The sequence below is a fragment of the uncultured Cellulomonas sp. genome, assembly GCF_963527515.1.
Lineage (GTDB): Bacteria > Actinomycetota > Actinomycetes > Actinomycetales > Cellulomonadaceae > Cellulomonas.
In genome coordinates this window covers 1-26,466 of the sequence record NZ_CAURTV010000042.1, presented here as the reverse complement: position 1 = coordinate 26,466, position 26,466 = coordinate 1, and the positions used below count along the sequence as shown (strand labels likewise).

Sequence of the window (26,466 nt, the reverse complement as noted above, 5' to 3'; positions counted from 1 at the left end):
GGCGACGACCTGCGCCAGGCCCTCGACGAGCGACGGTCCGCACAGGCCGAGCGCACCTCCGCCCGCGCCGAGCTGCGGGCCGCGCGCAAGCTCGCCGACGCCCGCGTCCGTCTGCTCCTCGACACCATCGTCGACGCCGCCAGCGGCCTGCGCTCCGAGCTCGCCCTGCCGCCCGTCGCCGACCTGCCGGCCGACCTCGTGGGACCGACCGCGGACCGTGCGCCCGCGCGGCCCAGCTCGCGGGGGCGGTCCGTCAGCGACCCGCTGCTCCTGGACGAGCTGCTGCGCCAGCCGTGGGCGCACCTGGTGGTCGACGGCTACAACGTGACCAAGTCCGGGTTTCCCGAGCTGTCCCTGGCGGACCAGCGTCGCCGGCTCGTGGACGGGCTGGCCGGTCTCGCCGCCCGGTCGGGTGCCGAGGTCACGTGCTGCTTCGACGGGCAGGAGGGCCAGCAGCACCCGCCCGGGGGGTACGCGCGCGGCGTGCGCGTCCTGTTCGCCGTGGGGGAGATCGCCGACGACCTCATCCGACGGCTCGTCGACGCGGAGCCGCCGGGCCGGGTGCTCGTCGTCGTCACCAGCGACCAGGAGGTCGCGCGCGACGTGGAGGCCACCGGGGCGTGGGTCGTGCCGTCCAGCACGCTCGTCGCGCGCCTGCAGCACGCCTGAGGAACCGGGTGTGGGTGGCCGTCGCTAGCGTCCGCGACATGATCATCGACTGCCACACCTGCACCCAGCGCGGGGCTGCCTGCGCGGACTGCGTCGTGACGTTCCTGACGATCCCGGTGCGGGCGCCCGCCCCGGAGCCTGTGCCGGTCAGTGCGGCCGGGACAGCCGCAGGGGCGGTCGAGCTCGATGCGGCGGAGCAGCACGCCATCGGCGTGCTCGCGGCATCGGGTCTCGTCCCGCCCCTGCGTCTGGTGCGCGCGGTGTGAGCGTCAGTCCTGCGCGGGTCCCTCGTAGAGCGCGTCGATCTCGCCCGCGTAGTCCTTGAGCACCTCGTTGCGACGGATGCTCAGCTTTGGCGTGAGGTAGCCGTTGGCGATGGTCAGGTCCGACTCCAGGATCCGGTACTTGCGCACCGACTCCGCGCGGGACACAGCCTTGTTCGCCTTCTCGACCGCCTTGTCCAGCGACGCCAGGACGTCGGCGTCCTTGGCCGCCTCCGCGAGCGTCATCGCCGGCTTGCCGTGGGCGGACAGCCAGCCGGGGACGCCCTCGGGGTCGAGGGTGATGAGCGCGCCGATGAAGGGGCGCTGGTCGCCGACGACGACGACCTGGCTGATGAGCGGGTGCGCACGGATGCGGTCCTCGAGCACCGCGGGCGCCACGTTCTTCCCGCCGGCCGTGACGATGATCTCCTTCTTGCGCCCGGTGATCCTCAGGTACCCCTCATCGTCCAGGGAGCCGAGATCGCCGGTGCGGAACCAGCCGTCGTGCATGGCCTCCGCGGTGGCCGCCTCGTTGTTGTGGTAGCCGCGGAACACCTGGATGCCCTGGAGCTCGACCTCGCCGTCCGCGGCGATCCGGACGCCGCTGCCCGAGAGGGGCAGACCGACGGTGCCGATCTTCGTACCGCGGCCGGGACGGTTCACGGTCGCGGGCGCCGTGGTCTCGGTCAGCCCGTAACCCTCGAGCACGTTGAGGCCGAGGCCGCGGTAGAAGTGGCCGAGACGCTCACCGAGCGGGGCACCGCCCGAGACGGCCCACCGCGCCTGACCGCCGAGGGCGTTGCGCAGGCGGTGCAGGACGAGGACGTCCGCCACCTTGTGCTGCAGGCGCAACCACGGGCTCGGCCCGCGCGGGTTGTCCAGCGCGCGCGAGTAGACGATCGACGTCTTGGCCGCCCGCTGGAAGATCGAGCCCTTGCCGGACGCGGCGGCCTTCTGCTCGGCCGAGTTGTAGACCTTCTCGAACACGCGGGGGACCGCGAGGATGAACGTCGGCCGGAAGGAGGCGAGGTCCTCGAGCAGGGTGACCGTGCTCGGGCTGTGACCGAGGACGGCGCCGGCCGGGATGCACAGCACCTCGATGAACCGGGCGAAGACGTGCGCGAGCGGCATGAACAGCAGGGTGCGCGGGCCCTCCTCGCTGAACACCTCGTGGATGTCCGCGACCGCGTTCACGGTGAGCAGGTAGAAGTTGCCGTGCGTGAGCTCGACGCCCTTCGGCCGGCCGGTGGTGCCCGAGGTGTAGATGACGGTGGCGACGTCGTCGAGCACCGCGAGGCCCCGCCGACGGGCGATCTCGTCGTCCGGCGTGCTGACACCGCTGGTGACGATCGTGTCGATGGCGCCGTCGTCCAGGACCAGCACCTCGCGCAGGCTCGGGGCCGCGGCGCGCACCTCGTCGACGACCGCGGCGTGCGCGGCCGTCTCGACCACGAGCAGCGAGACGTCGGCGTCGGTGAGGATCCACAGGACCTGCTCGGCGGACGAGGTCTCGTACAGGGGGACCGGGATCGCGCCCGCCGCCCAGACGGCCCAGTCGAGCAGCGACCACTCGTAGCGCGTCCGGGACATGATCCCGACGTGGTCACCGGGCTGGACGCCCCGCGCCGCGAGCCCCTTGGCGACGGCCACGATCTCGGCGTCGAACTCCCGCGCGGTCAGCGGGATCCACGGACCGTCCTGCTGGGTCTTGTGCTCGACGACCACGCGGTCGGGGGTGCCGACGACGCGCTCGGCCAAGAGGTCGTTGAGGTTCTTCGAGGAGTCGACCTCGACGCGCAACGGGATGTGGAACTCGTCCATGCTGGCTCCAGTGACAGGGGGGCGAAGTGTGCCCTGAGGATACGGGACGTGGGGCCCACCTGGGGCAGGGCCCGAATGGGTACGCTCTGCGGCGGACCCGACCTCCGCGTCCCTGGACTCGTGAGCCCGGGGCGGCGCAGGCGGATAGCGTGGGAGCCCGCACCGGACGGTCGCGAGCACGGTACGAGCGCGTAGGAGCACACACGAACATGCACGCCATCGGTGTGGACATCGGCGGGACGAAGATCGCGGCGGGCGTCGTCGACGAGGACGGCACGATCCTTGCCAAGACGCGCCGCGAGACGTCCCCCGACGACGTCGCGGGCATCGACCGGGCGATCGCGGAGGTCTATCTCGAGCTCAGCGGCTCGTACGAGGTGAGCGCCGTCGGCGTGGCCGCCGCGGGCTTCGTCTCCGCGGACCGGTCCTCCGTGCTCTTCGCGCCGAACATCGCGTGGCGCGACTACCCGCTGCGCCAGAAGGTCCAGTCGATCCTGCAGGACGACAAGGTCGTGATCGTCGTCGAGAACGACGCCAACGCGGCCGGCTGGGCCGAGTTCCGGTTCGGCGCGGCCCGCGACGTCGACGACATGCTCATGCTGACCGTCGGCACCGGTCTCGGGGGAGCCGTGGTGTCCAACGGCAAGCTCGTGCGCGGTGCGTGGGGCGTCGCGGCCGAGATCGGGCACATGCGCGTGGTGCCCGGCGGTCACTACTGCGGCTGCGGCCACGAGGGGTGCTGGGAGCAGTACGCCTCCGGCAGCGCGCTGGTGCGCGACGCCCAGGCCACCGTGATCATCCAGCCCGAGCGCGCAGCCCGGCTGCTCGAGCTCGCCGGCGGTGACGCCGACAAGCTGACCGGCCCGCAGGTCACGCAGGCGGCGCAGGAGGGCGACCCGCTGGCCATGGAGCTGCTGGCCGAGCTGGGGCGCTGGGTCGGCGAGGGTGCCGCGTCGGTGACCGCGCTGCTCGACCCCGCGCTCATCGTCGTCGGGGGCGGCGTGGCCGACGCGGGGGACCTGCTGCTGGCCTCGGCGCGCAACGGGTTCGCGGCCCAGCTGTCCGGCCGGGGGCACCGCCCCGAGGCCCCGATCGTCGTGGCGTCGATGGGCAACGACGCCGGCATGGTCGGCGCCGCCGACCTCGCACGCATCTGACGACGGGTGCCGAGCACCGCGTACGCCGGCTCCCGTCAGACGACGGCGCCCGTGTCGTCGTCGTCCGGGTCCCTGCGGTGCGGCATGCGCCACACCAGCAGTGCTACGCCGATCACGAAGACGGCCGCCGCGACCTGGAGCAGCAACGGGGGAGCGTCCCGCCACGCCACGAGGACGACGAGCAGGAAGACCGGCACCCCAGCGGCCGCGAACCACGCCATGGTGAGCAACGGGTCGCCCCCGAGGACAGGTCCCGGGTCCGGTGGCACGAAGTGCTCGTCGGCGTCGACCGCCGCCTCCGCGTCGTCGATCTGCGAGGTGCCGTCCCAGTCCCGGCCGGTCAGCTCGGGCTCGACGGACGGCTCCTGCGCCGGCCGGACCACACGCCGGTCGGCGATCCACGGTGCCACCGGGAAGGCCAGCCCGGCGCTCGGCTCGGCGCTCGCGGCGGCCGGCGGCACGACCTCCGGCTCCTCCTGCTCTCGAATGCCGTCGAACCCGTCGAGGTCGCCCAGCTCCGCGACGATCGCCGCCCAGACGTCGTCGTCCGTCGGCTGCGCGGGTGCGGCATGATCGGGCTGCACCTCGGGCGCCTCGCCGGGCTCGGCGGGTCCGGTCGGCGGGACGTCCGGACCAGGCGGCTGGACGCCGTCGTCGGGGTCGTCGGGGCGAGGTGCCATAAGAGCACTCTAGAGTCGGACCGGGCAGTCGGGGTCGCCCGCGCTCGGGGACGAGCACAGGGCTCGGGTGGACGGACAGTCCATGTGTCGGGTCGAGAGGTGAACTGTTGTTCTACTGGTTGATGAAGCGGGTGTTCGTCGGTCCGCTGCTGCACCTGGTCTACCGGCCGTGGGTGCGCGGCGCCGAGAACGTGCCCCAGGAGGGTGCCGCGATCCTGGCGAGCAACCACCTCGCGGTGATCGACTCGTTCTTCCTGCCGCTCGTGCTCGACCGCGAGATCGTGTTCATCGGCAAGCAGGAGTACTTCACCGGCGCCGGGGTCAAGGGGCGCCTGACCGCGGGATTCATGCGCGGCGTCGGCACCATCCCGGTCGACCGCGGCGGCGGCAAGGCGAGCGAGGCCGCTCTGCGCACCGGCCTGCGCCGGCTGGCGGACGGCGAGCTGTTCGGCATCTACCCCGAGGGCACCCGCAGCCCCGACGGCCGGCTGTACCGCGGCAAGACGGGCATCGCGCGGCTGGCGCTGGAGTCCGGTGCGCCGGTGATCCCGGTCGCCATGGTCGGCACCGACGAGGCGCAGCCCCCCGGGCGACGCGTCCCGAAGGTCATGCGCATCGGCACCGTCATCGGTGAGCCGCTCGACTTCAGCCGGTACAAGGGCATGGAGAACGACCGGTTCATCCTGCGCTCGGTCACCGACGAGATCATGTACGCGATCATGAGCCTGTCCGGCCAGGAGTACGTCGACGTCTACGCGGCCACCCAGAAGGCGCGCATCGCCACCGGCCACCCGGCCGTCGCCGGCGACGTCGCGGACCACCTGCCGGCCGCACCCGGCGGACGCCCCGTGCCGGACGTCCAGGTGCCGGTACCGCCGCAGGACGAGCCGGAGACGTCAGTAGGATGACGCGGTCGGCCACAGGGCCGGCAACGTGGTGCGCCGACAGATCGAGCGCGCCGAGGAGTGTCTACGAGAGGTGTGTCTCATGTCGGTTCGTCGCGTTGCCCTCCTGACCGCAGGTGGCTTCGCCCCGTGCCTGTCGTCCGCCGTCGGCGGGCTCATCGAGCGGTACACGGAGATCGCTCCCGACATCGAGATCATCGCGTACCAGCACGGGTACTACGGCCTCCTGCGCGGCGACAAGATCGTCATCGACGACGAGACGCGCGCGAAGGCCGGCATCCTGCACCGCTTCGGGGGATCGCCCATCGGCAACTCGCGGGTCAAGCTCACCAACGCCAAGGACTGCGTGAAGCGCGGCCTGGTCCAGGAGGGTCAGGACCCGCTGCAGGTGGCGGCCGAGCAGCTCAAGGCCGACGGCGTCGACGTGCTGCACACCATCGGTGGCGACGACACCAACACGACGGCTGCCGACCTTGCCGCGTACCTGCACGAGAACGACTACGACCTGACCGTCGTCGGCCTGCCCAAGACGATCGACAACGACGTGGTGCCCATCAAGCAGTCGCTCGGGGCCTGGACCGCCGCCGAGGAGGCCGCCGGGTTCGCGGCCAACATCATCGGCGAGCACCGCTCGGGCCCGCGCATGCTCATCGTGCACGAGGTCATGGGCCGGCACTGCGGGTGGCTCACCGCTGCAGCCGCGGCCGAGTACCGCAAGTGGCTCGACACGCAGGAGTGGGTGCCCGGCATCGGCCTCACGCGCGAGCGCTGGGACATCCACGCCGTCTTCGTGCCCGAGCTGGCGCTGGACATCGACGCCGAGGCCGCGCGCCTCAAGGCGATCATGGACGAGCAGGGCAACGTCAACATCTTCCTGTCCGAGGGCGCCGGCATGCACGAGATCGTCGAGCAGCTCGAGGCGGCCGGCACGCCGGTCGAGCGCGACCCGTTCGGTCACGTCAAGCTCGACACCGTCAACCCGGGCCAGTGGTTCGCCAAGCAGTTCGGCGAGAAGCTGGGCGCCGAGAAGACCATGGTGCAGAAGTCCGGCTACTACTCGCGCGCCGCCGCGGCGAACGCCGAGGACCTGCGCCTGATCAAGTCCATGACGGACCTGGCCGTGGAGTCCGCGCTGCGCGGCGAGTCCGGCGTCATCGGTCACGACGAGGAGCAGGGTGACGTGCTGCGCGCCATCGAGTTCCCCCGCATCGCCGGCGGCAAGGCGTTCGACGTGTCGCAGCCCTGGTTCGGCGCCCTGCTCGAGGACATCGGCCAGCCCTTGGTCCCTGCGAGCCACTCGTGAGCGTCGAGGCGGACCCGCAGATCGTCGCGGGGCTCGAGGCCTGGCGGTCCATGGGGGCGCTCCAGCAGCCCCAGTGGCCGGACGCTGCCGCTCTCGACGCGGTCACCGCCCGACTGTCCACTCTGCCGCCGCTCGTCTTCGCGGGTGAGGCCGACCACCTGCGGGCACAGCTCGCGGCGGCCGGCCGTGGCGAGGCGTTCCTGCTCCAGGGCGGTGACTGCGCGGAGACGTTCAGCACCGCGACGGCGGACAACATCCGCAACAAGATCAAGACGATCCTGCAGATGGCCGTCGTGCTCACGTACGGCGCCAGCCTGCCGGTCATCAAGATGGGCCGGATGGCCGGGCAGTACGCCAAGCCCCGCAGCTCGGACTCGGAGACCCGGGACGGCGTCACGCTGCCGGCCTTCCGTGGGGACATCATCAACGACCACGAGTTCACGCTCGAGGCCCGCACCCCGGACCCGCAGCGCCTGCTCGAGGCGTACCACACGTCCGCGTCGACGCTGAACCTCATCCGCGCGTTCACCACCGGCGGCTTCGCGTCGCTGCTGCGCGTGCACGAGTGGAACCGCGGCTTCATGACCAACCCGTCGTACTCGCGCTACGAGGAGATCGCGGCGGAGATCGACCGGGCCATCCGGTTCATGGCGGCCTGCGGTGCCGACTTCGACGCCCTGCGGTCCGTCGACTTCTTCTCCAGCCACGAGGGCCTGCTGCTCGACTACGAGCGCCCGCTCACGCGGATCGACTCGCGCACCGGGCTGCCCTACGACTGCTCCGCGCACTTCGTGTGGATCGGTGAGCGCACCCGGCAGCTGGGCGGCGCGCACGTGGACTACTTCTCCCGCGTGCAGAACCCGCTGGGCATCAAGCTGGGACCGACGACCACCGGCGACGACGCGCTCGCGCTCATCGACAAGCTGAACCCGCAGGGCGAGCCTGGTCGGATCACGTTCATCACCCGCATGGGGGCCGGCAAGGTCCGTGACCTGCTGCCCGCGCTGGTGGAGAAGGTGACCGCCGACGGTCGTCCGGTGACCTGGGTCTGCGACCCGATGCACGGCAACGGGATCACGTCGGCCTCCGGCTACAAGACGCGCCGGTTCTCCGACGTCATGGACGAGGTGGCCGGCTTCTTCGAGGTGCACCGCGGCCTCGGCACCGTGCCCGGCGGGCTGCACATCGAGCTCACCGGCGACGACGTCACCGAGGTGCTGGGCGGGTCCGAGGAGATCGACGACGAGGGCCTGGCGCGCCGGTACGAGACGCTCGTCGACCCGCGCCTGAACCACCAGCAGTCGCTGGAGATGGCGTTCCAGGTGGTGGAGCTGCTCCGCGCGTCCTGAGTCGTGGATGGCGTGCCCGGTCCCGCTGCGTGCGGTGTCGGGCCGCGTCGTCTCAGACGACGGTCAGGACGATCTCGGTGCCCACCTTCACGGGCTGACCGGCGGGCGCGCTCTGCTCGCGGACGGTGCCGAAGAAGCCACCGAGCACGTTCTCGCGCTTGACGGTCAGCCCCAGCTTCTCGAGCTGGGCCTTGGCGGCGTCGAACTGCTTGCTGACCACGTTGGGCATCTCGACGTTCTCCGGGCCCTTGGAGACGTTGACCGCGATGGTGTCGCCACGGTGGCCCTCGGTCCCCGCCGCCGGGTTCTGGTCGACGATCTGCCCCGCAGGCACCGTGTCGCTGAAGACCTCGGTCGGGGCGAGCGTGAGGCGGTCCGTCTCGAGCTCCGCGGTCGCGTCCGCGACCGTCATCCCGACCACCGAGGTGATCGCGACCGGAGCCGGGCCCTTCGAGACGGTGAGCGTGACCGTGTCGTTCCGTACCGCCTGCGCCCCGGGCTCGGCGGGGGCGCCGCCGGGCAGGGTGGCGCTGATGACCAGCGCGTTGAGCACCGAGTCGCTGTACTCCGCCTCGGCGTACGTCACCTGGAGACCGGCCGCGGTCAGTGCACCCTCGGCCTCGGCCTGCAGCTTGCCCACGACGCCGTCGGGCACCTGCACGTAGTCGGGACCCAGGGACACCGTGAACGCGACCGTGCCGTCCTTGCGGATGCGCTCCCCCTGCGCGGGATCGGTGCCGAAGACGGTGCCGATCGGCGCCTCGCCGTCGAAGGCGGACGTCGGGTCGGCGCCGAGGCCTGCCCGCGCGAGGATCGCCGTCGCCTCGTCCTCGCTCTGCCCGATGATCGTCGGGACCGTCGTGAAGGCACCCGGCCCCTGCTGCAGGTACCACCAGGTGCCACCGCCGACCAGCGCGGCCAGCACGGCGAGCAGGATGATCCAGCGGACGGGGTGACGCCTGCGGCTCGGCTCGGGCGGACGGCCGGTGAGCAGCTCGGCGGCCACGCCGAGCCCGATGGGCAGCGCGACGGTGGTGCCGCGGGCGTCGCCCGTCTCGATGAGGGCGGTCTCGTCCTGGTCGGTGGGCGACGACTCGTCGAGGCGCAGGGCGTCGTCGGCCCCGTCGGACCCGTCCTCGTCGATCCCCGCGTCCAGGTCGGTCTCGTCCGGGTCCGTCGCCGTGGGCAGCACGATCGAGGGGGCGACGTCGGCGTGCCGCGCGAGCGTCTCCTCGTCCAGGGCCGCGCGCGTGCGGCGCAGGAGGGCAAGGGCGGCGGCGGCGTCGACCGGGCGGTCGTCAGGGTCCCGGGCGGCGAGCGCGCGGACGGCGTCGTCGATCTCCATGGGGAGCCAGTCGACCAGCTCGGAGGGTGCAGGGACGTCGTTGTTGACGTGCTGGAAGGCGACCTGGATGGGCGTCTCGCCAGTGAACGGTTGCCGGCCGGTGAGCATCTCGAAGAGCAGGATGCCGATTGCGTACACGTCGGTGCGGGCGTCGCTCAGCCCGCGGGTGACCAGCTCCGGGGCCAGGTAGGCGACCGTGCCGAGCACCGTGCCGGTGGTCGTGGAGGTGACCTCGGTGACCGCACGCGCCAGCCCGAAGTCCGCGAGCTTCACACGTCCGTCGGACGCCAGCAGGACGTTCTCGGGCTTGATGTCCCGGTGCACCAGGCCGACCCGGTGGGCGGCGGCCAGCGCGTCGAGCACGCTCTCGCCGATGCGCAGCGCGTCGGCGACGGTCAGGGCGCCGCGCTCACCGATGTGGCGGCGCAGGTTGCAGCCGTCGATGTACTCCATCGTCAGGTAGCTGGTCTCGCCGTCGACGCCCTGGTCGTACACGCCGACCAGGCCGGGGTGCGTCAGGCGGGCGGCGGTGCGCGCCTCGCGGCGGAACCGCGCGATGAAGTCCGACCCGGAGGTGCCCTCCGCCAGGTGCGCGTGCATCACCTTGAGCGCGACGTCGCGGTCCAGACGTCGGTCGACGGCCAGGTACACGGTGGCCATGCCCCCGCGGGCGATGCGGGACACGACCTCGTACCGGCTGTCGACCAGACGGCCGACGAACGGATCGGTGATGGTGGCTCCCACGGCAGGGAGTCTACGGTCGGGAGCCCCGCGAGCGCGGCAGGCGCGACCTCAGCGGAAGCGCGTCATGTGGGTCTGCACGTTGGCGACGTAGCGCCGCGTGTCCGCGAACATGCCGTTCTTCTTCACCGACGACGCACCCTGGTAGTAGCCGGCGATCGCGGTGGGCAGGTCCGGGGCGTTGCCGACGAGGGAACGCAGGATGGCGACGCCCGCCGTCACGTTGTCGTCCGGGTCCACGAGGTTGAGCTGACGGCCCACCAGGTCCGACGCCCACTGGCCCGAGGTGGGGATGACCTGCATCGTGCCGATGGCGTTGGCGGGGGAGACCACGGCATGCGCGAACCCCGACTCCTGGAAGGCCACCGCCTGGGCCAGCGCCGGGTCGACGCCCATGGCGCGCGCCGTGGCGGCGACCTTGGCCTGCATCTGCGCCTTGGTCGGTGTCGGCGTGCTGCGCAGCGTGGTGAGGTTGGCGTTCGCTGCCGCGACCACCGAGTCGGCGTAGGTGCGACCGGCGAACGTGTTGCCGACCGTGGCAGCCGCCGGGGCCGCGACGGCCACCGGGACGGTGAGCGTCTGGCCGATCCGGATGAACGCGCGGGCGTCCAGACCGTTGGCCGCGACGACTGCCGCGACCGTGGCACCGTGCTTGGCGGCGATGGAGCTGACGGTCTCACCGGAGCGGACCGTGTGGGAGACCGAGCCGGCAGCCTGAGCGGCGGCGGCCGGGGCAGGAGCAGCCGCGGGGGACCCCGAGCCAGGGATGGTGAGCGTCTGGCCGACGCGGATGAAGGCGCGGGCGTCGAGCCCGTTGGCCGCGACGATCGCCTGCACGGTGGTGCCCGACCTCGCCGCGATGCGGCTGACGGTGTCCCCGGAGGCGACCGTGTACGACGCGGAGGCGGGTGCCGGCGCCGCGACCGGTGCAGCGGGGGTCGCTGCCGCTGCACCGCGAGGGATGCTCAGGACCTGGCCGATACGGATGCGAGAGGCGTCCGCCAGCGCGTTGGCACGGGCGATGGCGGTCACCGTCGTGCCCGTCCGGGCGGCGATGTGGCTCACGGTGTCCCCGGTGCGGACCGTGTAGGCGTCGTCCGCGTGCGCGGCACCCCCGGTGGCGGTCACGCCGACGACGGCCAGCGCGAGGGTCGCGCCGGTCCCGGTGGCGACTCGACGAGCGGTGGCGTGCTGGGACATGGTGCCTACCTCATGGTGCGAAAGTGACGGGTGGTGCCCGTGTGACTGGAGTGACAGAATTCGAACGTATCTGAAGAAGTCACAAGGGGAAAGCGCGCGAGGGAATTGCGCGGGTGTAATTCAGGGATGCGTACTCTGGTCGGGTGAACGATTCTGCAGATGCCCTCGACCGGCTGGTCGACGAGTGGCTCACCGTCCCTGATGTGGCCGACCGGCTCGGCCTCGATGCGTCCAAGGTCCGTCGGATCGTGCAGGAGCGCCGCATCGTCGGCGTCCGCCGCGGCGACCCGCGGATCTTCTGCGTCCCCGCCGCCTTCCTGGTCCCGGGACACCTCGCCAACCCGGCGCAACCGAGCCAGCCCGACGCGGGACAGCCGTGGACCGTCCTGGCGTCCCTGCAGGGCACCCTGACCGTGCTGTCCGACGCCGGGTTCTCCGACGAGGCCGCGATCGAGTGGCTCTTCACGCCGCAGGACGCGCTGCCGGGGACGCCGATCGACGCCTTGCGCGCCGGCCGCAAGACGGAGATCCGACGCCTGGCGGCCGCCGAGCTCTGACTGGTCAGGCTGGGTCACGCTGGGTCAGGCTCGGCGGTCGACCGCCGCGTGCGCCAGCCCGATCAGCTGCGACCGCGCGGGCTCGTGCCACGAGCGCTGGTCCATCAGGGTGAACGCCCGGCCGGCCAGCGCCTCGATGAGCGTCTCGACGTCGTCCGGGGCGCCCGTGTGCCGGATGGCAGCCGCGAGGAGGTCGACGTCGGCCTCGGTCAGCGAGCGGTCCCCGAGCCTGTCGCGCAGGAGCTTCCCGGTCACGTCGTCGGACGCGGCGCGAGCCCGGGCGACCGCGCGTGCCGTGAGGACGGTCCGCTTGCCCTCGCGCAGGTCGTCGCCGGCGGGCTTGCCGGTGGTCCGGGGGTCGCCGAAGACCCCGAGCAGGTCGTCGCGGAGCTGGAAGGCTTCGCCGAGAGGCAGACCGAGCGTGCGGCACGCCTCCAGGTCGTCCTCCCCGGCGTCGGCGAGCGCGGCACCGAGCACGATCGGGTGCTCCACGCTGTACCGGGCCGCCTTCGCGCGGATCACCTCGCGCGCCCGGACCTCGTCGGCAGCGGGGTCGTCGCCCCAGGGGAGCGCCTGGGCGAGCACGTCCAGGTACTGCCCGACCGTGACCTCGGTCCGCATGAGGTCGAAGACAGCCCGGGCGCCCTGGGCGCGGGGCAGCGGCTGCAGGGCGAGCGCCCCGGCGAACTCCTGCTCGCTCGCGATGAGGGTGAGGTCGCCCAGCAGGATGGCGGCCGACATCCCGTAGCGCTCCGGGTCGCCGGTGAGCTCCTGCTCGGCGTGCAGCCGCGCGAACGCCCGGTGGGCGGCCGGGAACCCGCGGCGCGTGTCGGAGTCGTCCATGACGTCGTCGTGGAACAGCGCGGCCGCCTGGAAGAGCTCGAGGGCGGCACCGACGCGCAGCACGGAGTCCGCCTCCGGCGTGCCCGGTACACCGCCGTGCGCACGCCATGACCAGTAGCAGAACGCCGCGCGCAGCCGCTTCCCGCCGGTGAGCATCTGGGCCACGGCGTCGGCGAGCACGTCCGCGTCGGGGCTCGCCGCGTCGAGCACGGTGCGCAGCTGCCGCACGTGCGTGGCCAGCAGCGCGTCGATGCGGGGCCGGACGTCCTCGACGTCGACCAGAGAGGGTGTCGCTGCGCTCACGCCGGGCAGCCTACGGCGCGGCCGTCCGGACCCGCCCGCCGAGGGTGAGGGTGCGCTCGTCGTCGCGGTCGAGGATGCCGACCACGAGCAGCTCGGAGCCGTCGCCGCGGGAGAACGTCGACTGCGCGGCGAGCCCCGGCTCCGGCACGGGGGGCGTCCCCTCGGTGAACCCTGCGGCGACCAACGGCGCCCGGACGGCGGCCAGCAGACCGGCGGCGTCCTGGCCGGTGCGCAGGTTCAGGCTCACCTGGGTCAGGTCGGTGCCGTCGACCGGCAGGGCCGACGACAGCAGGACCTCGGCGCCGTCGGGGACGGGGACGAGGTCCGCGGGGAACCCGTCGACGAGCTCACCGACGGCCGAGTGCGTGGCCACCGTGTCGTCCGGCAGCAGCGTCTCGGTCGGCGCGGGCGCCGGGGCGACCGTGGCGACGGCTGTGCCGGTGGGGTCCAGCCGGCCGGGCGCGCTGGTCGAGCACGCCCCAGCGGTCGCACCGGCGGCCAGCACGAGCGCGGCGGCGACGAGGCCTGGTCGGGCGCGCGCCGAGAGGTGGACGGGTCGGGGCACCGCGACAGGCTAGCCGCCCCCGCCGGCGCGCGAGACGCCCACACCCCCGCCGACCGGGGGCTCTGTGCACACATGCGCCCGCACGCCGTCCGTGAGGCCGCGGATCAGATGGGCTGCCGCCATGCAGACCACGACGCTCCGGGTGAGCGAACCCCGGGAGATCCTCGCCCTCGTCCCGCACCGGCTCGGGTTCCGTCCTCGGGACAGCGCGGTGGCCGTCAGCCTGCGCGCGCCGCGGGGCGCCGTCGGGCTGGTGGTCCGCGTCGACCTTCCCCATCTCGCCGACGAGGCCGACGGGCCGGTGCTGGCTCGGACGCTCGTCGCCCACCTGGGCAGGGACGTGGCGAGACGCGGCATCCTCGTGCTCTACACGGAGCACGACCCGCGTGGTGAGGACGGGCCGGCGCACGTCGCCGCGCGGCACTTCCGCGAGGCCGCGGGGGAGTCCCTCGGCGAGGTGCAGGTCTGGGTGGTCACCGCGGAGGGCTACCTCGCCCTCGACTGCACGGACGACTGCTGCCCGCCCGGCGGCCGGCCCCTGCGCGACCTGGACTCCACGCAGGTAGGTGCCACGCTGGTGCTGGCCGGTTCCGCGGTCGCCGACTCGCGGGAGGACATCGCCCGGATCCGCCCCCGGTCCGCCGACGTCCGGCGGTCGGCGGCACGGGTCCGTCGCCGCTGGGAGAGCCGGTGGGAGGACGCCCTCTCGCGCGGTCCCGACGCGGTGTCCCGGTGGCGCGAGGACTCCCTGGCGGCCTGGCGCGCCGCGGTCCGGCTGGTCGAGGACGACGGGGCTCGTCCCGGGGGAGCGCCGTGGGGACGGCTGGAGGCGGGTCTGGCGGACCGCCGCGTCCGGGACGGGGTGCTGGTCGCCCTCGTACCGGGGACGGGTGACCTGCCCGAGCGCTGCGTCCGGCACGCGTACCCCTCGGCGGAGGTCGACGCGGCGCTCGGGGTCGCGATGGGCATGATCATCGACCCGCGCCGGGGGGTGGTCCCACCGGTGCGCGCGACGGCCGTGCACGAGGCCGTCCTCGAGGAGGTGGTCGCCCGGGGCAGGACCGGGGCGCAGGCGCCGGCGTTGACCCTGCTCGCGCTGCTGGCGTGGTGGCGCGGGGACGGGGCGCGGTCCCGCATCCTGCTCGACGGCGCGCTCGACGCCGAACCGGGCTACCGGCTCGCCGAGCTGCTGGACGACGCCCTGGGTGCCGCGATCCCGCCCGGCTGGGTGCGGCACGCCGACTGACCTGCGAGGAGATCCGGCCGGAGCGGTCGTCCCGGCCCGCCCGCTCCGGTAGCGTCACGGACACGGCGGTGTTGCCGCGCGTGACGAGGGGAGGACCGATGGGCATCGTGGTCGGCTATCTGGCCACTCCGGAAGGTCGGGCGGCTCTCGCGGCGGCGATCGAGGAGGCGCGGCAGCGCCACACCGGCGTCGTGGTCGTGGTGAGCGCACGGCCCGACGAGCCGGAGGAGCAGCGTCGCGCCCTCGAGGAGGAGCTCGACCGCGTCCGCGCGGAGCTGGCGTCCGGCGACGTCGAGCACGAGGTGAGGCTGCGGACCGGGGGTGACGTGGCCGACGACCTCATCGCGACGGCGGAGGAGGTCGGGGCGCAGCTGGTGGTCCTGGGTCTGCGCCGCCGCAGCCCCGTCGGCAAGCTCATCCTCGGCGCCAACGCGCAGCGTGTCCTGTTCGACGCACCGTGCCCGGTGCTCACCGTGAAGCCGACCGCCTGACGGGCGGCCCGCGTCTCAGTCGGCGAAACCCGCCGAGCGTGCGCGGAAGCGGGAATCTCTGGCCCGCGCCGTTCGTTGGACACCATGATCCCCCTCTCGCCGTCGCTGACGGAGGAGTTGTCGCGCCCGTGGTAGCGGCGAGCGGCCCGTGGGGTCGGTACAATATCCATCTACTTCCCGGCCCCGTTCCGGGTGTCGCGCTGCCGAAAGGTCGTTCGTGTCGTCCCAGACCCCGCATCCCGCTCTTCCGCGTGAGTTCGAGCACCCTGCCCTCCAGGACCTCGTCCTGCGCGGGCGCACCCACGGCACCGTGGGAGCCGAGGAGCTGCGCAGCGCGTGCGAGCAGGCGGACGTCCAGGACGCCAAGCGTCTTCGCGCCGTCGTCCGCGGCCTGTCCACCGCCGGCATCGGCGTGCGCGAGCCCGCCGCCCCCGCCCGAGCCGTCGCCGCGACGAGCGCCAAGGCGCGCCCGTCGACCAAGGCCGTCGTGACTCCGGAGGAGGGTGCTGCCGCCCCGGCCAAGCCCGCCACCCGGGCCAAGACGGCAGCCGCGAAGACCGCACCCGCGAAGACCGCAGCCGCCAAGCCAGTCACCAAGGCCGCCGCCGCGAAGGCGGCCGCCGGCACCAAGACCGCAGTCGCGGACGACGTCGACATCGAGGTCGTGGAGGGTGACGAGCCCGACATCGAGGCCATCGAGGAGGTCGTCGTCGAGCCCGTGGAGGTCGTCGAGGTCGTCGAGGACGCCACGGAGAGCGACGACGAGGACACCGAGGACGGCGAGAAGAAGCCCGCCGCCAAGGAGGAGGAGAGCGAGGACAGCGGCTTCGTCTACTCCGACGCGGACGACGACGACGCTCCCGCCCAGCAGGTGGTGACCGCCGGCGCGACCGCCGACCCGGTCAAGGACTACCTCAAGCAGATCGGCAAGGTCGCGCTGCTGAACGCCGAGCAGGAGGTGGACCTTGCCAAGCGGATCGAGGCCGGCCTGTTCGCCGAGGAGCGGCTGAACGCGGGCATCACCATGGAGCCCAAGATCAAGCGAGAGCTCGAGTGGATCGCCAACGACGGTCGCCGGGCCAAGAACCACCTGCTCGAGGCCAACCTGCGTCTCGTCGTCTCCCTGGCCAAGCGCTACACCGGCCGCGGCATGCTGTTCCTGGACCTGATCCAGGAGGGCAACCTCGGTCTGATCCGCGCGGTCGAGAAGTTCGACTACACCAAGGGCTACAAGTTCTCGACGTACGCCACCTGGTGGATCCGGCAGGCCATCACGCGCGCCATGGCCGACCAGGCCCGCACCATCCGCATCCCGGTGCACATGGTCGAGGTCATCAACAAGCTCGCCCGCGTCCAGCGGCAGATGCTCCAGGACCTGGGCCGCGAGCCCACGCCGGAGGAGCTCGCCAAGGAGCTCGACATGACCCCGGAGAAGGTCGTCGAGGTCCAGAAGTACGGTCGCGAGCCCATCTCGCTGCACACGCCGCTTGGCGAGGACGGTGACAGCGAGTTCGGTGACCTCATCGAGGACTCCGAGGCCGTCGTCCCCGCGGACGCCGTGAGCTTCACCCTCCTGCAGGAGCAGCTGCACCAGGTGCTCGACACCCTGTCCGAGCGCGAGGCCGGCGTGGTCTCGATGCGCTTCGGGCTGACCGACGGCCAGCCGAAGACGCTCGACGAGATCGGCAAGGTCTACGGCGTGACGCGCGAGCGCATCCGGCAGATCGAGTCCAAGACCATGTCGAAGCTCCGGCACCCGTCGCGCTCGCAGGTGCTGCGCGACTACCTGGACTGACCGCTCCCGAGCAGAACCCCGTCCCACTCCGGTGGGGCGGGGTTCTGTCGTTCTGACAGTCGTGGCCCACCGTGGGTGATGACCAACCTGGCGTGACGCGACGAGGCCCGGACCATCAGGTCCGGGCCTCGTCGTAGGTCGGGTGTCGGTCCGCCGCCGTCAGCTCGCGGCGCCGGCGCCTGCTCCGTGCTCCGCCAGCAGACGGTCGGTCTCGTCCTGCACGTGGGTCGCCAGCTCGGCGAACTTGGGGGCGTGCTCGCGTGCGTGGTGCGCGCAGAAGAGCAGCTCTCCCACGGGGAGGACAACTCGGACATAGGCCTGGGCGCCGCAGCGGTCGCAGCGATCGGCCGCGGTCAGTGGATGCGTCATGGTCCCGTTCACAGACCCATACAACCATCTCGATCCCGGATCCATCGCACCGGGGGCGGGTGGTTCGCTCACCGCGTAGTGGACCGTAACCGGCCCGCAACACGCCCGTGCCCTGCGGCACGGTGCGGCCGGACGGTGGGACCCGACGACTACCATCGCCCCGTGACGACGACCTCTTCGCAGTCCGGCTACACCGCCCGGCACCTGTCGGTGCTGGAGGGGCTCGAGGCGGTACGCAAGCGCCCCGGCATGTACATCGGCACCACGGACAGCCGCGGCCTCATGCACTGCCTCTGGGAGATCATCGACAACTCGGTCGACGAGGCCCTGGGCGGGCACGGCGACCGCATCGAGGTCGTGCTGCACGCGGACTCCTCCGTCGAGGTGCGGGACAACGCCCGCGGCATCCCCGTGGACATCGAGCCGAAGACCGGGCTGACCGGCGTCGAGGTCGTGTTCACCAAGCTGCACGCGGGTGGCAAGTTCGGGGGCGGCTCCTACGGTGCCTCCGGCGGCCTGCACGGCGTGGGTGCGTCGGTGGTCAACGCCCTGTCCGCCCGCCTCGACGTCGAGGTGGACCGTGGCGGTCGGACGCACCGCATGACGTTCCACCGCGGCGAGCCCGGCACGTTCGACGACCGCGCGGGCATCGGCCCGGACAACCCGTTCGAGCCGTTCGTCTCCGGCTCCGAGCTCGAGGTGGGCGGCAAGGTCGCCAAGGCACGCACCGGCACCCGCGTGCGGTACTGGGCCGACCCGCAGATCTTCCCCAAGACGGCCGTCTTCGCCTACGACGAGCTGGTCACCCGCGCCCGCCAGACCAGCTTCCTGGTGCCCGGCCTCACGCTGACCGTGCGCGACGAGCGCGGCATCCCGGGGACGCCGGGCGCCGACGGGCCGCACGAGGAGACGTTCCTGCACAGCGGCGGCGTCGTGGACTTCGTCGACCACCTGGCACCGGACACCGCCGTCACCGACACCTGGCACCTCACGGGGTCCGGCACGTTCACCGAGACGGTCCCGGTGCTCGACGACCGCGGGCACATGACCGCGCAGGAGGTGTCCCGGACCTGCGAGGTCGACGTCGCCATGCGCTGGGGCACGGGGTACGAGACCGAGGTCCGCAGCTTCGTCAACATCATCTCCACGCCCAAGGGCGGCACGCACCTGGCCGGCTTCGAGGCCGGGCTGCTGCGCACCCTGCGCAAGGCGGTCGACGCCAACGCGCGGCGGCTGAAGATCTCCGCCCGGGACACCTCGGAGCGGATCGAGAAGGAGGACGTGCTGGCGGGCATGACCGCCGTGGTCACCGTCCGGCTGGCCGAGCCGCAGTTCGAGGGGCAGACCAAGGAGGTGCTGGGCACCGGGCCGGTCCGCGCGATCGTCGCCAAGGTGATCGACACCGAGCTCGGCGCGATCTTCACCTCACCCAAGCGTGACCACAAGGCGCACTCCTCCCTGCTGCTGGACAAGGTGGTCGGGGAGATGCGCGCCCGGTTGTCCGCGCGCAAGCAGAAGGAGATCTCCCGGCGCAAGAACGCCCTGGAGACGTCCTCGCTGCCCGCCAAGCTGGCCGACTGCCGCAGCGACGACGTCGGGCGCAGCGAGCTGTTCATCGTGGAGGGTGACAGCGCGCTCGGCACCGCCAAGCTGGCGCGCAGCTCCGACTTCCAGGCGCTGCTGCCCATCCGCGGCAAGATCCTGAACGTCCAGAAGGCGTCCATCACGGACATGCTGAAGAACGCCGAGTGCGCCGCGATCATCCAGGTGGTCGGCGCCGGGTCGGGCCGCTCGTTCGACCTCGAGGCCGCGCGGTACGGGAAGATCGTGTTGATGACCGACGCCGACGTCGACGGTGCGCACATCCGGACCCTGCTGCTCACCCTGCTGTTCCGGTACATGCGTCCGCTGGTCGAGGCCGGTCGGGTCTTCGCCGCCGTGCCGCCGCTGCACCGCATCGAGGTCATCGGGGGCGGCGGGCGCAAGAACGAGTACGTCTACACGTACTCCGAGGCCGAGCTGGCGGCGACGCTGAAGAAGCTCGACCGCGCCGGCAAGCGGTACAAGGACGACATCCAGCGCTACAAGGGTCTGGGCGAGATGGACGCCGACCAGCTGGCGGAGACGACGATGGACCCCCGGCACCGCACATTGCGCCGGGTGACCGTCGAGGGTGCCCAGCGGGCCGAGGAGATCTTCGAGCTGCTCATGGGGTCCGACGTCGCCCCGCGCAAGGACTTCATCGTCGCCGGTGCCGAGGGCCTGGACCGCAGCCGCATCGACGCCTGAGCAAACCGGTTGCCCGAAGGGCCGGCGGGCGGGGATCGTGGATGCCGTGACCACGACCGACCTCGCGCCCATCGCCGAGCGCGCCGCCGCTCCCGCCGAGCTCCCGCTGCCTTCCGACACGTTCGGGCTCACCTGGCGGGCGCTCACGCGTGCCGACGTGCCCGCGCTCACGCGGCTGCTCACCGTGGTGGAGGAGGCCGACGCCGCCCCGTTCCGGACGTCGGCGGAGGAGGTCGAGGACGAGTTCGACGGCGACTGGAAGGACCACGCCCGCGACACGCTGGCGGGGGTCGACGCCGACGGCGTGATCCGCGCCTACGCGCGGGTGAACCAGCCCCCGGGGGACGCGCGGGTGGTCCGGGCGTTCCTCGACGGTGCGGTCGACCCGCTGTGGCGCGGGCGGGGGATCGGGCGCGAGCTGCTCGCCTGGGAGACGGCTCGCGGGCGGCAGCTGTTGGCGGCGTCGGGCAAGGAGCTGCCGGGCAGGCTCGCGGTGTTCACGCAGGACGAGGCCGAGGCTACGATCCGGCTCGCCCGTGCCAGCGGCTTCACCCCGGTGCGGTTCTACGCGGAGATGCGGCGCCCGCTGGACGTCGCGCTGCCCCCGGTCGACGTCCCCGACGGGCTGAGCATCGCGCCGTGGACCACCGAGCTGGACGACCAGGTGCGGCGCGCGCACAACGAGACGTTCGCGGACCACTGGGGGAGTGAGCCGCGCACCGCCGAGGAGTGGGTGCAGGGCCGCAGCATGTTCGCCCCGGCGTGGAGCTTCGTGGCCGTGGACGACGCGACGGGTGAGGTGGCGGGGTACCTGCTGTCGGGGCGGTACGAGCACGACTGGCCCGTGATCGGCTACAAGGCCGGCTACACCGACCTCCTCGGCGTGCGGCGCGCATGGCGCGGCCGACGGCTCGCCCCGGCGCTGCTCGCGACGGTGATGGCGGCCTACCGCGCCGACGGGATGGACATGGCCGAGCTCGGCGTCGACACCGCCAACCAGTCCGGCGCGCACCGGCTGTACGAGGGCCTGGGGTACGCCGTGTTCCACAGCTCGACGATGTTGAGCATCGAGCTCTGAACCGTCACGACGTGACGCAGCGCCCCGCCGCGTTAGCATCGGCGCGGCGGGACGACGACGTCCGGCCGTTTCTGTCGTCGGACGAGGGCGTCCGGCTTCGAGGAGGTCATCGTGGGACGCATGCTGTCCAGGGCCGCGCGCGCGTGGGTCGCGGTGCTCGTCGTGCTCGTGCTCGTGCACCTGGTCGCCCAGCTGGCCGGTGCGGGCGTGCTCGAGCAGGTGAGCCAGTGGACCCTCATGCCGGCCCTCGCCGCGGTCGTGCTGACCGCCACGCGGTGGCCGCGCGGGCACCTGGTGAGTTGGGTGCTCGTGGCGCTCGGGTTCTCGTGGCTCGGTGACCTGGTCCCGTCGCTGGTCGGCGACGGCGCGGCCTTCCTCGTCATGGTCGGGTTCTTCCTGCTCGCGCAGGTGGCCTACGTCGTGGCGTTCGCGCCCGCGGTCCGCCGGTCCGTGGTGCACCGGCACCCGCTGCTCGTCCTGCCGTACGCCGCGGTGCTCGCCGCCCTGGTCGCCGCGTGCGCACCGGGCGCCGGGCGCCTCCTGGTGCCGGTCTGCGTGTACGGCGGCATGCTCACCGCGATGGCGATCCTGTCCACCGGGCTGGGCCGGATCGCGGCGGTCGGCGGCGCGGTGTTCCTGGCGAGCGACGCCCTGATCGCGCTCGAGCAGTTCGTGCCGGCCTGGGACCTCGCCGGGCAGGGGTTCTGGGTGATGCTCACCTACACGGTCGGGCAGGGCCTGCTCGCCGCCGCCGTGGTGCGCCGGAGCGCGGCCGAGCGGCACGCCCCGCAACCGCGGACCGCCGTCCGCAGCAACGTCCAGCGCCCGCCGGTCCCGGACAACGTCGTCGCCCTGGTCTGACGGCGCCGCCGGTCAGCCGACGGCGTGCACCGGTGCCGCCAGCGCGGTGCCGGACATGTCCCGACGAGGATCGACCGGGGGCAGCTCGACCGGCTGGCCGGCGGACCCGGTGGCCCAGGCCGGCGCGGCGCCGACCCAGCCGAGCAGGAGCGTGTCCTCGTTGCGGAGGAACCGGTGCGACCGCACACCACCGGTCGCGCGACCCTTGCCGGGGTAGACCTCGAACGGGGTGACCTTCGCGGACCCGGCCTGGGTGCCCGGGAGCGCCCCGGACGCACCGGCCACGGTCACGACGACCGCGCGGTCCACCGCGTCGGCCGCGACGGCGCCGAACGCGACCACCCGGTGCCCGGCGGCCAGCTTGATGCCCGCCATGCCCCCGGCGGCGCGCCCCTGCGGCCGGACGGCCGACGCGGGGAAGTGCAGCAGGGAGGCGTCGGAGGCCAGCAGGACGAGCTCGTCCGTGTCGGACACGGCCGCGGCACCGACCACCTCGTCGCCGTCCCTCAGCGCGATCGCCTCCCACGCGTCCCGGTTGCCCGGCACGTCGCCGGAGGTCACGCGCTTCACGGTGCCCTGCGCCGTGGCGATCGCGAGCGTCGGTGCGTCGGTCGCCAGCGAGGCGAGGCCGACCACGCGCTCGCGCGGCAGCAGGGTCACCACCTCGCCGAGGGGGACGCCGCCCGAGAGCGTGGGCGTGCCGTCGGTCGGCGGGAGCGCGGGCAGGTCCAGCACCGAGACGCGCACGATCCGGCCCTGCGACGTGACCACGCCGATCTCGGCGCGCGCGGTCGTCGCGACGGTCGCGGACACGACGTCGTGCTTGGCGCGGCGGCCGCCCTCGACGCGCGCGGGCAGGTCGTCCGACGCGGTGCGGGCGAGCAGGCCGGTGCCCGACATCAGCACCCAGCAGGGGGTGTCCGCGATCTCGAGCGGCGCCGCCGCGCCTCGTGCCGCGGGAGCGCCGGTGATCGACGTGCCCCCGGCCGACTCGAGCAGGATCGTGCGGCGGGGAGTGCCGTAGGTGGCGGCCACCTCGGCCATCTCCAGCGAGACCAGGGCGCGCAGCCGGGCCTCGTCGGCCAGGATCTCGCGCAGCTCCGCGATCTCCTCGGCCAGCTGCTGCTGCTCCTTCTCGAGCTCGATGCGGGAGAACCTGGTGAGCCGGCGCAGGCGCAGCTCGAGGATGTACTCGGCCTGGGGCTCGGACAGGTCGAAGACGCTGCGCAGCCGGGCGCGCGCGGTGTCGGCGTCGTCGGACGTCCGGATGACCTGGATGACCTCGTCGATGTCGAGGATCGCGACCAGCAGGCCCTCCACCAGGTGGAGCCGCTCCAGCCGCTTGGCCAGCCGGAACTGCGACCGGCGGCGGACCACGACGATCCGGTGCTCGACCCAGACCACCAGCAGCTCGCGCAGGCCCAGCGTGCGCGGCTGACCGTCCACCAGGGCGACGTTGTTGATGGAGAAGGAGTCCTCGAGCGGGGTGTAGCGGTAGAGCTGCTCCAGCACGGCCTCGGGGTGGAAGCCGGTCTTGATCTCGATGACCAGGCGCAGGCCGTGCGACCGGTCGGTGAGGTCGATGGCGTCGGAGATGCCTGAGAGCTTCTTGCTCTGGACACCCTCCTTGATCTTCTCGATCACCTTCTCCGGGCCCACCGTGTACGGCAGCTCGGTGATGACGATGCCCTTGCGCTTGGCCGTGACGTTCTCGATCCGGGCCGTGGCGCGCGTGCGGAAGGCGCCGCGTCCGGTGCGGTAGGCCTCCCGGACACCCTCCAGGCCGACGATCTTGCCGCCGGACGGCAGGTCGGGACCCGGCACGAAGCGCAGGAGGTCCTCGAGGGTGGCTTCCGGGTGCAGCACCAGGTGACGTGCGGCGGCGACCACCTCCACCAGGTTGTGCGGCGCCATGTTGGTCGCCATGCCCACCGCGATGCCGGCCGCGCCGTTGACCAGCAGGTTCGGGATGGCGGCGGGGAGCACCTCGGGCTGGGTGAGCTTGTTGTCGTAGTTGGGCACGAGGTCGACGACGTCCTCGTCGAGCCCGGTCGTCATGGCGAGCGCGGCCGGCGCCATGCGCGCCTCGGTGTACCGGGGGGCGGCCGGGCCGTCGTCCAGCGAGCCGAAGTTGCCGTGGCCGTCCACCAGGGGCAGGCGCAGGGAGAACGGCTGGGCCAGGCGCACCATCGCGTCGTAGATCGCCGTGTCGCCGTGCGGGTGGAGCTTGCCCATGACCTCGCCGACCACACGCGCGGACTTCACGTACGGCCGGTCCGGGCGCAGTCCCATGTCCGACATCTGGTAGAGGATCCGGCGCTGCACGGGCTTGAGCCCGTCACGGGCGTCGGGCAGGGCGCGCGAGTAGATGACGGAGTAGGCGTACTCGAGGAACGAGCCCTCCATCTCGGTCGCGACGTCGATGTCGACGATGCGCTCGACGAGGTCCTCGGGCGGGAGGTCGGGGGTCGCAGGGCGACGCGCCATGGGTGCTGCTCCTCGGGTCCGGACGGCGGTGCGGCGACCATTGTGGACCGTCGCGGCGGTGGGACGGCACGCGGCGCGCTGGTCCGAGGCCCCGCGGGACGGCCGGCCGCACTACCGTGACGCTCATGGCAGACGTCACGGCTGACGGCCCCCCGAGACCGGGTCGCGCGTACCCGTCCACGTGGGAGGCCGACGTGGTGCTGCACGACGGGTCGACCACGCACGTGCGGCCCCTGCGTCCCGACGACGCCGACGCGCTGCAGGCGTTCCACGTCGGCCAGTCCGAGAGGTCGACGTACATGCGGTTCTTCGCGCCGCTCGACCGGCTGTCGGACCGGGACCTCGAGCGGCTGGTGAACGTCGACCACGTCGACCGGGTCGCCCTCGTGGCGGTCTTGACCGGGGCCGAGCCCGACGCCGCCGACCAGATCATCGGCGTCGCGCGGTACGACCGCATCGGCACCGACGAGGCGGAGGTGGCGTTCAACATCGCCGACGCCCACCAGGGACGCGGCCTGGGCTCCGTGCTGCTCGAGCACCTCGCCGCAGCGGCCCGCGAGCGCGGGGTCCGCCGGTTCGTCGCCGAGGTGCTGCCGCAGAACGGGCGCATGATCTCCGTGTTCAAGGACGCGGGGTACGAGGTGCGGCAGCGCACCGAGGACGGGATCGTCGCGGTCGGGTTCGGCATCGACCCGACGGACCGGTCGCTGGCCGTGATGGCCGACCGTGAGCACCGAGCCGAGGCGCGGTCGATGCGGGGGCTGCTGAACGCCGGTTCGGTCGTCGTCGTCGGCCCCGGGGTGGACGCGGGGGAGACGTTCGCCGGCCGCCTGGCGTCGCGGGTGCTCGCCGACCTCCTCGTGGCGGACCCGTCGGTCGTGGTGCACGCCGTGGGGGTGCCCGGTGACCCGGCCCTGCCCGTGCACGCGCGGCTCGCGGACGTGCCCGGCAGCGCCGAGCTGGCCGTCGTCGCCGTCCCCGCCGACCAGGCGACGGACGTCGTCCGCGGACTCGCACGGCTGGGCGTGCACGGCGTGGTGCTGCTCAGCGCGGGGTTCGCCGAGGAGGGGCCGGACGGCCTGGACCGCCAGCGCGCGCTGCTGCGGGCCGCGCACGGGGCCGGGATGCGCGTGGTGGGACCGGGTTCCTACGGCATCCTCTCGGCGCGCGACGGGGGCCTTCAGCTCAACGCCTCGCTCGCGCGGACGCCCCCCGCAGCCGGTCGCGTCGGGCTGTTCTGCCAGTCCGCCCCGCTCTCCGTCGCGCTGCTGGCCGGGGTCCGGCGCCGGGGTATCGGCCTGTCGCAGTTCGTGTCCGCGGGGCACCGGGCCGACGTCTCGGGCAACGACCTCATGCAGTTCTGGGCGGACGACGACCGCACCGACGTCGTCGGCCTCTACCTGGAGTCGTTGGGCAACCCCCGCAAGTTCTCCCGCGTGGCCCGGCGGCTGTCGCTGACCAAGCCGGTGATCGTCGTGACCGCCGGACGGTCCGGGCAGGTGGTCCCGCCCGGCCACGCGGTCCGCCCGACGCACGCGCCGCCGCGCACCCTGGCCGAGATGCTGCGGCAGTCCGGTGTGGTGCGGGTGGAGAACACCCACCAGATGCTCGACGTCGCGCAGGTGCTCGCGCACCAGCCGCTGCCGACCGGTCGACGGACCGCGATCCTGGCCAGCTCCGCCTCCGTCGCGGCCCTCGTCGCCGAGGCCGCCGCAGCCGCCGGCCTGGTGGTCAGCGGGCACGTCCAGCTGCTGCCGGAGGACGCGTCACCGGACCAGGTCGGTGCGGCCGTCGACGCGCTGTACGCCGACCCGGACAGCGACGTCGCGGTCGTGGTCCGGATCCCCATGGTGGGGGAACCGGACGAGGTGCTGCCGGAGGCGGTCGCCCGGGCCGCCGCACGTTCGCGGCGCACGACCGTGGCGTGCATCTACGACCTGCACGGCATCACGCCGCAGCTCACGGCCGCCGACGACGACGGCAAGGAGTGGACCGTCCCCGCCTACAGCACCCCCGAGGACGCCGCGGTCGCGCTCGGGCACGCCGCCCGCTACGCGGGGTGGCGGGACAGCGACCGGGGCCGCCCCCTGCACCCGGAGGGCGCCGACACCCGGGCCGCCCGACGGCTCGTCGCGGGCTGGCTCGCCGC

General features: G+C 73.0%; 22 protein-coding genes. 14 read left to right on the top strand and 8 right to left on the bottom strand.

The genetic code is table 11. The features are described from left to right. Both RYN42_RS11410 and RYN42_RS11405 read left to right on the top strand, forming a co-directional pair. A partial coding sequence (locus RYN42_RS11410; protein ID WP_315096199.1) for an NYN domain-containing protein occupies positions 1–669 on the top strand: 669 nt, incomplete at its 5' end. A 38-nt stretch (positions 670–707) separates the two neighbouring features. Beyond that, positions 708–935, top strand: a complete 228-nt coding sequence (locus RYN42_RS11405; RefSeq protein WP_315096197.1) for a hypothetical protein — start codon at positions 708–710, stop codon at positions 933–935. Between the two features lie 3 nt (positions 936–938). Here RYN42_RS11405 and RYN42_RS11400 read toward each other — a convergent pair whose 3' ends face one another. Further along, positions 939–2,753, bottom strand: a complete 1,815-nt coding sequence (locus RYN42_RS11400) for an AMP-dependent synthetase/ligase (protein WP_315096195.1) — start codon at positions 2,751–2,753, stop codon at positions 939–941. Positions 2,754–2,962: 209 nt separating this feature from the next. On the opposite strand from RYN42_RS11400, the gene RYN42_RS11395 reads away from it, so the two are divergent. Next, the gene (locus tag RYN42_RS11395) at positions 2,963–3,910 is read left to right on the top strand and encodes an ROK family glucokinase (RefSeq protein WP_315096193.1); all 948 of its coding nucleotides are present in this window, start codon (positions 2,963–2,965) and stop codon (positions 3,908–3,910) included. 35 nt (positions 3,911–3,945) lie between these two features. Here the strand turns inward: RYN42_RS11395 and RYN42_RS11390 are convergent, their stop codons facing one another. Continuing rightward, the gene (locus tag RYN42_RS11390; RefSeq protein ID WP_315096191.1) at positions 3,946–4,590 is read right to left on the bottom strand and encodes a hypothetical protein; all 645 of its coding nucleotides are present in this window, start codon (positions 4,588–4,590) and stop codon (positions 3,946–3,948) included. Positions 4,591–4,697: 107 nt separating this feature from the next. Between RYN42_RS11390 and RYN42_RS11385 the strand changes: the two genes are divergently transcribed. The 3 genes from RYN42_RS11385 to RYN42_RS11375 all read left to right on the top strand — a co-directional run bounded on the left by RYN42_RS11385 (position 4,698) and on the right by RYN42_RS11375 (position 8,147). Continuing rightward, positions 4,698–5,498 carry a lysophospholipid acyltransferase family protein gene (locus RYN42_RS11385; protein ID WP_315096189.1) on the top strand — a complete coding sequence of 267 codons (801 nt, stop codon included), beginning with the start codon at positions 4,698–4,700 and terminating at the stop codon, positions 5,496–5,498. Between the two features lie 79 nt (positions 5,499–5,577). Next, positions 5,578–6,798 carry a pyrophosphate--fructose-6-phosphate 1-phosphotransferase gene (locus RYN42_RS11380; protein ID WP_315096187.1) on the top strand — a complete coding sequence of 407 codons (1,221 nt, stop codon included), beginning with the start codon at positions 5,578–5,580 and terminating at the stop codon, positions 6,796–6,798. Further along, positions 6,795–8,147 carry a class II 3-deoxy-7-phosphoheptulonate synthase gene (locus tag RYN42_RS11375; RefSeq protein ID WP_315096185.1) on the top strand — a complete coding sequence of 451 codons (1,353 nt, stop codon included), beginning with the start codon at positions 6,795–6,797 and terminating at the stop codon, positions 8,145–8,147. The genes RYN42_RS11380 and RYN42_RS11375 overlap by 4 nt, the downstream gene beginning before the upstream one ends. A gap of 52 nt (positions 8,148–8,199) precedes the next feature. Here the strand turns inward: RYN42_RS11375 and pknB are convergent, their stop codons facing one another. Both pknB and RYN42_RS11365 read right to left on the bottom strand, forming a co-directional pair. After that, the gene (pknB, locus tag RYN42_RS11370) at positions 8,200–10,236 is read right to left on the bottom strand and encodes a Stk1 family PASTA domain-containing Ser/Thr kinase (protein ID WP_315096183.1); all 2,037 of its coding nucleotides are present in this window, start codon (positions 10,234–10,236) and stop codon (positions 8,200–8,202) included. 48 nt (positions 10,237–10,284) lie between these two features. Then, positions 10,285–11,433 carry a LysM peptidoglycan-binding domain-containing protein gene (locus RYN42_RS11365; RefSeq protein WP_315096181.1) on the bottom strand — a complete coding sequence of 383 codons (1,149 nt, stop codon included), beginning with the start codon at positions 11,431–11,433 and terminating at the stop codon, positions 10,285–10,287. Positions 11,434–11,576: 143 nt separating this feature from the next. Between RYN42_RS11365 and RYN42_RS11360 the strand changes: the two genes are divergently transcribed. Beyond that, positions 11,577–11,990: an Rv2175c family DNA-binding protein gene (locus RYN42_RS11360; protein WP_315096180.1), complete on the top strand. Its 414-nt coding sequence runs from the start codon at positions 11,577–11,579 to the stop codon at positions 11,988–11,990. Positions 11,991–12,014: 24 nt separating this feature from the next. Here RYN42_RS11360 and RYN42_RS11355 read toward each other — a convergent pair whose 3' ends face one another. Next, the gene (locus RYN42_RS11355) at positions 12,015–13,136 is read right to left on the bottom strand and encodes a polyprenyl synthetase family protein (RefSeq protein ID WP_315096178.1); all 1,122 of its coding nucleotides are present in this window, start codon (positions 13,134–13,136) and stop codon (positions 12,015–12,017) included. Between the two features lie 10 nt (positions 13,137–13,146). After that, a complete protein-coding gene (locus RYN42_RS11350; protein ID WP_315096176.1) occupies positions 13,147–13,701 on the bottom strand; it encodes a hypothetical protein in 555 nt (184 codons plus the stop codon). Between the two features lie 121 nt (positions 13,702–13,822). Between RYN42_RS11350 and RYN42_RS11345 the strand changes: the two genes are divergently transcribed. From RYN42_RS11345 to RYN42_RS11335, 3 genes are all read left to right on the top strand, one after another. Continuing rightward, positions 13,823–14,947 (top strand): DUF4192 domain-containing protein, encoded by a 1,125-nt coding sequence (locus RYN42_RS11345; RefSeq protein ID WP_315096174.1) that lies wholly within the window; start codon positions 13,823–13,825, stop codon positions 14,945–14,947. Positions 14,948–15,045: 98 nt separating this feature from the next. Continuing rightward, the gene (locus RYN42_RS11340) at positions 15,046–15,438 is read left to right on the top strand and encodes a universal stress protein (RefSeq protein ID WP_315096172.1); all 393 of its coding nucleotides are present in this window, start codon (positions 15,046–15,048) and stop codon (positions 15,436–15,438) included. A gap of 217 nt (positions 15,439–15,655) precedes the next feature. After that, positions 15,656–17,233 (top strand): RNA polymerase sigma factor, encoded by a 1,578-nt coding sequence (locus tag RYN42_RS11335; protein WP_315096170.1) that lies wholly within the window; start codon positions 15,656–15,658, stop codon positions 17,231–17,233. Between the two features lie 159 nt (positions 17,234–17,392). Here RYN42_RS11335 and RYN42_RS11330 read toward each other — a convergent pair whose 3' ends face one another. Then, positions 17,393–17,647 (bottom strand): hypothetical protein, encoded by a 255-nt coding sequence (locus tag RYN42_RS11330; RefSeq protein ID WP_399552469.1) that lies wholly within the window; start codon positions 17,645–17,647, stop codon positions 17,393–17,395. Between the two features lie 117 nt (positions 17,648–17,764). Between RYN42_RS11330 and RYN42_RS11325 the strand changes: the two genes are divergently transcribed. The 3 genes from RYN42_RS11325 (at position 17,765) to RYN42_RS11315 (ending at position 21,830) form a co-directional block, all read left to right on the top strand. Then, positions 17,765–19,891, top strand: a complete 2,127-nt coding sequence (locus tag RYN42_RS11325) for a DNA topoisomerase IV subunit B (RefSeq protein WP_315096167.1) — start codon at positions 17,765–17,767, stop codon at positions 19,889–19,891. Positions 19,892–19,937: 46 nt separating this feature from the next. Then, positions 19,938–20,969: a GNAT family N-acetyltransferase gene (locus RYN42_RS11320; RefSeq protein ID WP_315096165.1), complete on the top strand. Its 1,032-nt coding sequence runs from the start codon at positions 19,938–19,940 to the stop codon at positions 20,967–20,969. A 120-nt stretch (positions 20,970–21,089) separates the two neighbouring features. Further along, complete coding sequence (locus tag RYN42_RS11315; protein ID WP_315096201.1) at positions 21,090–21,830, top strand: lysoplasmalogenase; 741 nt, start codon at positions 21,090–21,092, stop codon at positions 21,828–21,830. 12 nt (positions 21,831–21,842) lie between these two features. Here RYN42_RS11315 and RYN42_RS11310 read toward each other — a convergent pair whose 3' ends face one another. After that, entirely contained in the window at positions 21,843–24,317 is a 2,475-nt protein-coding gene (locus tag RYN42_RS11310; RefSeq protein WP_315096163.1) for a DNA topoisomerase IV subunit A, read from the bottom strand. Positions 24,318–24,442: 125 nt separating this feature from the next. Here RYN42_RS11310 and RYN42_RS11305 point away from each other — a divergent pair. After that, positions 24,443–26,466: GNAT family N-acetyltransferase (locus RYN42_RS11305; protein ID WP_315096161.1), on the top strand; the 2,024-nt coding region annotated here is incomplete at its 3' end.

Bases quoted from the DNA above. Each gene is read 5' to 3' on its own strand.
- RYN42_RS11405 (WP_315096197.1), top strand. From the start codon at position 708: ATGATCATCGACTGCCACACCTGCACCCAGCGCGGGGCTGCCTGCGCG.
- RYN42_RS11400 (WP_315096195.1), bottom strand. From the start codon at position 2,753: ATGGACGAGTTCCACATCCCGTTGCGCGTCGAGGTCGACTCCTCGAAG.
- RYN42_RS11395 (WP_315096193.1), top strand. From the start codon at position 2,963: ATGCACGCCATCGGTGTGGACATCGGCGGGACGAAGATCGCGGCGGGC.
- RYN42_RS11390 (WP_315096191.1), bottom strand. From the start codon at position 4,590: ATGGCACCTCGCCCCGACGACCCCGACGACGGCGTCCAGCCGCCTGGT.
- RYN42_RS11380 (WP_315096187.1), top strand. From the start codon at position 5,578: ATGTCGGTTCGTCGCGTTGCCCTCCTGACCGCAGGTGGCTTCGCCCCG.
- RYN42_RS11365 (WP_315096181.1), bottom strand. From the start codon at position 11,433: ATGTCCCAGCACGCCACCGCTCGTCGAGTCGCCACCGGGACCGGCGCG.
- RYN42_RS11345 (WP_315096174.1), top strand. From the start codon at position 13,823: ATGCAGACCACGACGCTCCGGGTGAGCGAACCCCGGGAGATCCTCGCC.
- RYN42_RS11340 (WP_315096172.1), top strand. From the start codon at position 15,046: ATGGGCATCGTGGTCGGCTATCTGGCCACTCCGGAAGGTCGGGCGGCT.
- RYN42_RS11330 (WP_399552469.1), bottom strand. From the start codon at position 17,647: ATGGATCCGGGATCGAGATGGTTGTATGGGTCTGTGAACGGGACCATG.
- RYN42_RS11315 (WP_315096201.1), top strand. From the start codon at position 21,090: ATGCTGTCCAGGGCCGCGCGCGCGTGGGTCGCGGTGCTCGTCGTGCTC.
- RYN42_RS11310 (WP_315096163.1), bottom strand. From the start codon at position 24,317: ATGGCGCGTCGCCCTGCGACCCCCGACCTCCCGCCCGAGGACCTCGTC.